This window comes from Pseudoalteromonas luteoviolacea NCIMB 1942, assembly GCF_001625595.1.
GTDB lineage: Bacteria > Pseudomonadota > Gammaproteobacteria > Enterobacterales > Alteromonadaceae > Pseudoalteromonas > Pseudoalteromonas luteoviolacea_A.
In genome coordinates this window covers 45432-51747 of sequence record NZ_AUXT01000192.1, presented here as the reverse complement: position 1 = coordinate 51747, position 6316 = coordinate 45432, and the positions used below count along the sequence as shown (strand labels likewise).

Sequence of the window (6316 nt, the reverse complement as noted above, 5' to 3'; positions counted from 1 at the left end):
CAGAATTTTGAACGCCCTCTTCTTACTAAACTCAAAGCTCTCTACGTTGATAGAAATGCTTATATATTTAAGCTTCATTTCACTTGTTGAATAAGTAAAAGCTGAAAAATCACTATCTCCAGCATTCACTTTCTTATATTGGCTATCGATATTGATATAACATGCATCATTTACCTCAACGGAATAGCTAACTTTAGTAAATACCAACCCCAAAACAAATAAAAAACCCCTTAAAACCATATTAATCCACTGTATTAAATTCAACCATCCTACAGCTTGATGAATAGCATTTATAATTGTAGTTATATCCAACCAACTCTCTTTTGAATAACGCGGACTATGGAATTAGTCAGCTGACACATATTGCAATAGCAAAGTACCAGCTGAACTCAATATAACTTACTTGTAAGTCAGATACGCATCTCTTAATCTAGGCAAGTTTGCATATATATAACCAACAGAGCTACGCCCTTGATTAAAGAAGCTTCTATGAAGGCTAACATCCGTTTTAGGTGTGTAAGCTTGCTGATAAACAAGGTAATTGTTATCTTCCCCTACGCGTGTACCCACTTGATGTCGCCACGCATGATTACCTTTAACCTGACCAAACTTAGTCACGTTCATACTTTTACGTTTAGATAGTGGAATACTCAAAGCGACCCCTGCGACTTGAGCATTGGTATCTTCACCATATAACGCGACATAGCTATCACCGAACCAAAAACGTGTTTCTACTTTAAAACCGTTGTCCTTTCGCCAAAACTTACCACCAGTCACATGGAAGCTGATGTCTTTATCAACCCAATTATATTGATATTCAACCGTGTGATAATCTCTGTCTGAATCATAATCTTTGTAATCGAAAAAGCCATATGTATTCGTTACTTTATGATTACCTTCAGGGCTGACCCAAGCAGTTTCATTGATAATACCGGTATATTTATAGAACTCTTTAAAGTAACCAATTCGAGTTTGATTGTAGATGCCAAAAGGTAACTGATATGTCTGATAGAAAAAGGCATTGCTTACACCGTTGTCTACAGAACGATCATTAAACGCTCCCGTATTCTCAAAGTCGTCACTTTCCGACACCACGGTTTGCGCTGAAAGATTAAACCCGGCCCCTTTCCAAACTGGTACAGTGACGTCTGCACGCAACGCTAGAGAATAATCAATCACACCCAACTCAGTTGCATGGGTAGAGTTTAACTCAGGGCTTATCGTAACTCTTGGCTTGAAATAAGGGCTATTTGCACTTTCCAACCCGACCCAAGTTACACCACCAATGCTTCTCATTGCACCTAGCTTGGCCTTTACAGAAGGATTCTCACCATGATCAATAAAGCGTTTATAGCTTTGAACATCACCAGAAAGTGATAGCATAGGCAAGCCATGATTTTTTAGCTGCAAGACAAAGTCAGCATTGGTGTGAGAAAATAGCTCTGTTATACGCCCAGCTACCAAACCTAAAGCATCAATTTCATTCCGATTAAATACGGAGTTTTCGAAAGAGACTATCACAACAGGTTTCCTGTTAAAACCGACTCTTACTGATTCAAAACCATCTGCAATCAGTACATTTCTCAGCTTACGAGCAAGCTTATTCATATCCGACTTTTGCGTTATCTCACTCTTCTTTAACGCCGTACTTTTCTCTACCGATTTAACTTGCCTAGATTCATCTGGACGGTTCTGGCTAGGCGAGATTATGTGTGCACTTTTAGCGGGGCCAGGAGCGGCTTCTACATTTTTTGTACGAAGCTGATATTGCGCTGAGAATGGTGCTTTAAAGTTAATCCCCCAATAAACATCTTTTTCCGAGAAATCAGTACCGCTATAGAAACGACTTGTTAGCGTCAACTCACCTAAATCAAATAGCCACTCTTTAGGAACCGTCACACGTGCTCCAGCATTGACTGCCTCAGCATCATGCTCAACTTGCAACGCAAACCAGTCCAGTGGCATCCATTCAATACCACCAAAAGTCCCATTTAACATACCAGTTGTATGATCGCTGCTCGCGACACCAAAAGAAAAGCGAAAATCATCCCACTCTTTCGACGCGACAGCAAAGTGCGTTTTATATTGATTCGCAGAACCACCAATGTCTTTACTGCCTATGCTAAGGCTAAACCAATCTTTCGGAATATATGGGATACGGTATTTAGCGTTAAAAGAAAGGTCGCGAGTCTGCCCACCCTCAGCTTGAACATTGGGGTCAAACAAGCTGTCATGAATACTACTGGAAGCGATAAAACCACTTACTTCAAACCCTTCGAAAAGGCCTGCTGAAAGTGCAATATTGTGTCCATCAACATACTCATTACCCTGAAAATCGAGCATGTTATTGTAACCTATATCCCAATCTCCAGTTTTTAATACTTCTGCATTGGTTGTATTTATAAGTCCAGTAAAACCTGTAAAAGTACGATAGGTGTTTAGGTTTTCTTCGGAAAAGCTCGGCGCAGACACAGCGACTAAACTAGATGCAAACAGAGTAAGAAATTTAGACATATTACAAGGTCCGAAAGGTTATATTTATTATAAATTTACGCTTTCCAATATGGCGCTAACTAGACGATTCTTCTAACTACTCGTCGTACAATACAATTAAAAGAACGAATGTTGTTGGTATATTGAAATGCTCAAAACTAATGCAAGTTATCTAGCTCAAAATTGCCTTAACGGGGCAGTAAAACTCCTTAGTTAGGCACTTCACATTTTCGCTAAACTACTTGCATCTTTATATTATTTAAAACTGACAACGTTCCTGTCATCAAAGTTAGCTTGTTCTTTCTTAGCATTCCAAACTAAATCACATATTCCATCAGTTGGGTTAAACCCTGTTGGAGCGTCCAATAACAGTTGTCGGATTTTTTCATGCTCAAAATTATGACAGGCAATATCAAGGGCTTCTAAAAAGACATTAAGCTCAGCTAAGGGCAACATTACCTCTTTAGCAGTCATGATCCTTTGATGACTCGTTTTCTCTACATTATCCCCTATTAAGAGCTCTTCATACAGCTTTTCACCAGGGCGTAACCCTGTGCATTTTATTTCAATGTCACCGTGAGGGTTAGTTTCGCTTTTGACTTCAAGCCCAGACAAGTGGACCATTTTAGTCGCTAGGTCTTTGATTTTTACAGACTCCCCCATGTCTAACACAAACACATCTCCGCCTTTACCCATGGCGCCGGCTTGAATCACCAGCTGAGCAGCTTCAGGGATCGTCATGAAAAACCTTGTGATATCTGGATGGGTCAGCGTAATCGGTCCGCCCTCTTTAATTTGTCTTCGGAACAAAGGTACCACTGAGCCTGATGAACCTAGTACATTACCGAATCTAACCATACAGAAGCGCGTATTGTGCTTACCGTGATCTTTTCCTTGTGCTAAACCTTGTAGACAAAGTTCAGCCATGCGCTTTGTAGTTCCCATGACGTTAGTTGGGCGAACGGCTTTGTCTGTACTTACTAGCACAAAAGTCTCCACCTTAGCATTAATAGCCGCTTTAGCTGAATAGTATGTGCCAAATACATTGTTTCGCACGCCTTCAACCACGTTATGTTCAACCAAAGGAACGTGTTTGTAAGCCGCTGCGTGGTAAACCGTTTGTACACCGAATGCAAGCATGCAAGTTTCAAGTCGGTTTATATGTTGAACAGAGCCCATAATAGGTATCAATTCAATTTCAAGTTTGTTGTTACGAATGACTTCGCTAAGCTCTTTCTCTATTGAGTACAATGCAAATTCGGTCAGTTCGAACAATACTAGTTTTTTCGGTGATTGCTTTACAATTTGACGGCATAACTCAGAGCCAATGGAGCCACCAGCGCCAGTTATCATGACCGATTTCCCTTTGACATTGGAGTTTAGCAGGTTTTCTTTTGGTGCTACGGGATCACGGCCAAGCAAATCTTCAATTTCGACATCTTTAATTTCATCTAATGTCGCTCTTCCTTCAACCACATCGACCATGCCGGGAATAGTGAGTACTTCTACTGGTAGCTTTTCTAGCTGAGCTAGTATTTCTTTACGGCGTGCTCTGCTTTCACTTGGCATGGCCAATAATACTTTTTTGGCTTTACTTCGTTCAATTAGGTTAAAAATACCTTCGAATGGGACAACTGGAATGCCCTGTAATATAGCACCTTGCTTTGACTTATCATCATCAATAAATGCACTGACATAATACTCATCACCAGCACCAATAGCCGGAGCTAACTGTCTACCCGCAGAGCCTGCGCCATAAATTACAACAGGCGTTTTATTGACGGTAGCCATTCTTCCTACCATAGCTCTAACCATTATTCTTGAGCCACCTACTGACAAAATAAGCAACCAAGCGTAAATGACAGGCATCGTACGAGGAACATCCACATTGGTGAAAAAGGATACTAAGACCAGCACTATCGTACTGATCAAAGTTCCAATGACTATTGCTCCAACGGCATGCGCACCTACATACCTAAGTACAGCTCGGTATAAACCCAAATTCACAAACGCGAATAAACTGCATGGTAATACGATGGAAAGCAGTAGCCAGTTTCCAATCTCAAACAACGGTTCAATGCTATCAAGACGTACTATTAAAGATAACCAAAATGCACTTACTATAAAAAGTGTATCAATAATTAGAGTAAGAAGTCGTTTCTTAGACCGAGGAGCTCTTAAAACAGAATTGAACAAACTATCCATTGTAAATCCTTGAGATTATGCACATCTTATTAGCGATGATGTATTTAAAAATAATACACAGTAAAGCGCAAACTGTCATTCTACAGCTTCAATTAAGCAGCTAACCTAGCTACTTAAGGTTCTATTTAACGCGGTCACCGCTGCCCTTACCCGATACAGTCATAACAATATATTTAAAGTAATTAGCCAAGCTAAGGTTATCTAGCATTTGTCTGTCTGTTTTAGCTAGTAGCTCTGGCGTAGACATATCAATTTCATTTACTTGAGATAAACCGGTAATACCAGGTCTAACGTCATAAATACGTTTCTCATCTCTTGCTTTTGTCAGCTCTTCTTGATTAAAAAGACCTGGACGAGGTCCAACTAAGCTCATATCGCCTTTAAGAACATTCCATAATTGAGGCAATTCATCTAGCTTAGTTTTACGTAAAAAGCCACCAAATGGTGTGATCGATAAGGTGCTCGCCAGATGGCTTGCTACAGACGCTGTATCCACTTTCATTGTTCTAAACTTTACAAGTGTAAATGGTTTTTTATTACGACCAACTCTTTCTTGAGTGAAAATAGGTGAGCCTGTGTCAAATAGACCAATTATGTATAAAACAATCAAAAACGGCGAGGCAAATAGCAGGCCGAATAATGCAAAGAAAAAATCGAGTATGCGGATCATGGTTACTTCCTAGCTTTCTGCTTACATGCCATTTGAAACCCATGCTCAATAGAGTATGGAGGACGCCAGCCGAGTGTATTTTTTGTATGTGTAATATCTACCTGTAAAGATCCCGTTAATCTGTCGATAACGTCCTCTTTTGAGAGCAGCTTACCTGCTATTTTAAAGCACAAAGCGGGTATTGGAACAGATAAATTTGGTTTATCTTGTACTTTAGCCATCAAAGCAACCATTGCTGCCGTAGATATATCCTCATCGTCACTTACCAAGAAGACTTGATTAGCTGCTTTTGGGTGCGATATACACACCTGAATCAGGTCAACTAAATTGTAGACAGATACTAAACTTCGCTTATTACTAACTAAAGCCCTAAATGGTAAAGGCAACCCTTTACTGACCAAATTCATCAATGAAGCAAAGTTTGCTTTTACCCCCTCACCATAAACCAATGGTGGACGAATAATGACGATTTCTAAACCGGTTTCTTTACCCAAGGCTATGAGCTGCGCCTCCGCCTCAGCTTTAGAAACACCATACGGATCTTCCGGATTTGGCTTGTCTACAGAACTGAAAGCCTCCTTACCGGTAGTACTTTCACCATTTACTTTTATCGAACTCACAAATATAAAGCGCTTAACGCCAGACGCTACCGCTTGCTTTGCTAGGTTGAGTGTGCCTTCCGTATTGACCGCTCGAAACTCCTCAAGCGGATTTGCAGCGGTATCACTCATAACATGAACTCGAGCGGCAATATGCACTACGACATCTACTCGATCGAGTACGGAGGAGTAATCGGATTGCGCATCAATATTTGCCTTTAAATGTTTATTGCACTTTGCAGGGGCCGAACGCCCGAGTAAATTAACATTTTCCAGCGAATCAAGAGCACCTAAAAGATGGCTACCAACAAATCCTGAGTATCCCGTAATTAAAATTTTATCCATGAAA

Annotated in this window: 5 protein-coding genes; all 5 read right to left on the bottom strand. The window is 40.4% G+C overall.

Features of this window, described 5'->3' with window-relative positions:
• Positions 1 to 312 (bottom strand): hypothetical protein (locus N482_RS25755; protein ID WP_231100894.1); only part of this gene is annotated, 312 nt, incomplete at its 3' end.
• Positions 313 to 399: 87 nt separating this feature from the next.
• Positions 400 to 2514, bottom strand: a complete 2115-nt coding sequence (locus N482_RS18495) for a YjbH domain-containing protein (protein ID WP_063378457.1) — start codon at positions 2512 to 2514, stop codon at positions 400 to 402.
• Between the two features lie 234 nt (positions 2515 to 2748).
• Positions 2749 to 4698, bottom strand: coding sequence for a polysaccharide biosynthesis protein (locus tag N482_RS18490; RefSeq protein ID WP_063378456.1), 1950 nt, complete (start codon positions 4696 to 4698; stop codon positions 2749 to 2751).
• 121 nt (positions 4699 to 4819) lie between these two features.
• Positions 4820 to 5368 carry a sugar transferase gene (locus N482_RS18485; protein ID WP_063378455.1) on the bottom strand — a complete coding sequence of 183 codons (549 nt, stop codon included), beginning with the start codon at positions 5366 to 5368 and terminating at the stop codon, positions 4820 to 4822.
• A 2-nt stretch (positions 5369 to 5370) separates the two neighbouring features.
• On the bottom strand, positions 5371 to 6312 hold the full coding sequence (locus N482_RS18480; RefSeq protein ID WP_063378454.1) for a UDP-glucose 4-epimerase family protein: 942 nt from the start codon (positions 6310 to 6312) through the stop codon (positions 5371 to 5373).
• Positions 6313 to 6316 lie beyond the last annotated feature (4 nt).

Coding starts and splice junctions, on each gene's coding strand:
- N482_RS18495 (WP_063378457.1), bottom strand. CDS start 2,514: ATGTCTAAATTTCTTACTCTGTTTGCATCTAGTTTAGTCGCTGTGTCT.
- N482_RS18490 (WP_063378456.1), bottom strand. CDS start 4,698: ATGGATAGTTTGTTCAATTCTGTTTTAAGAGCTCCTCGGTCTAAGAAA.
- N482_RS18485 (WP_063378455.1), bottom strand. CDS start 5,368: ATGATCCGCATACTCGATTTTTTCTTTGCATTATTCGGCCTGCTATTT.
- N482_RS18480 (WP_063378454.1), bottom strand. CDS start 6,312: ATGGATAAAATTTTAATTACGGGATACTCAGGATTTGTTGGTAGCCAT.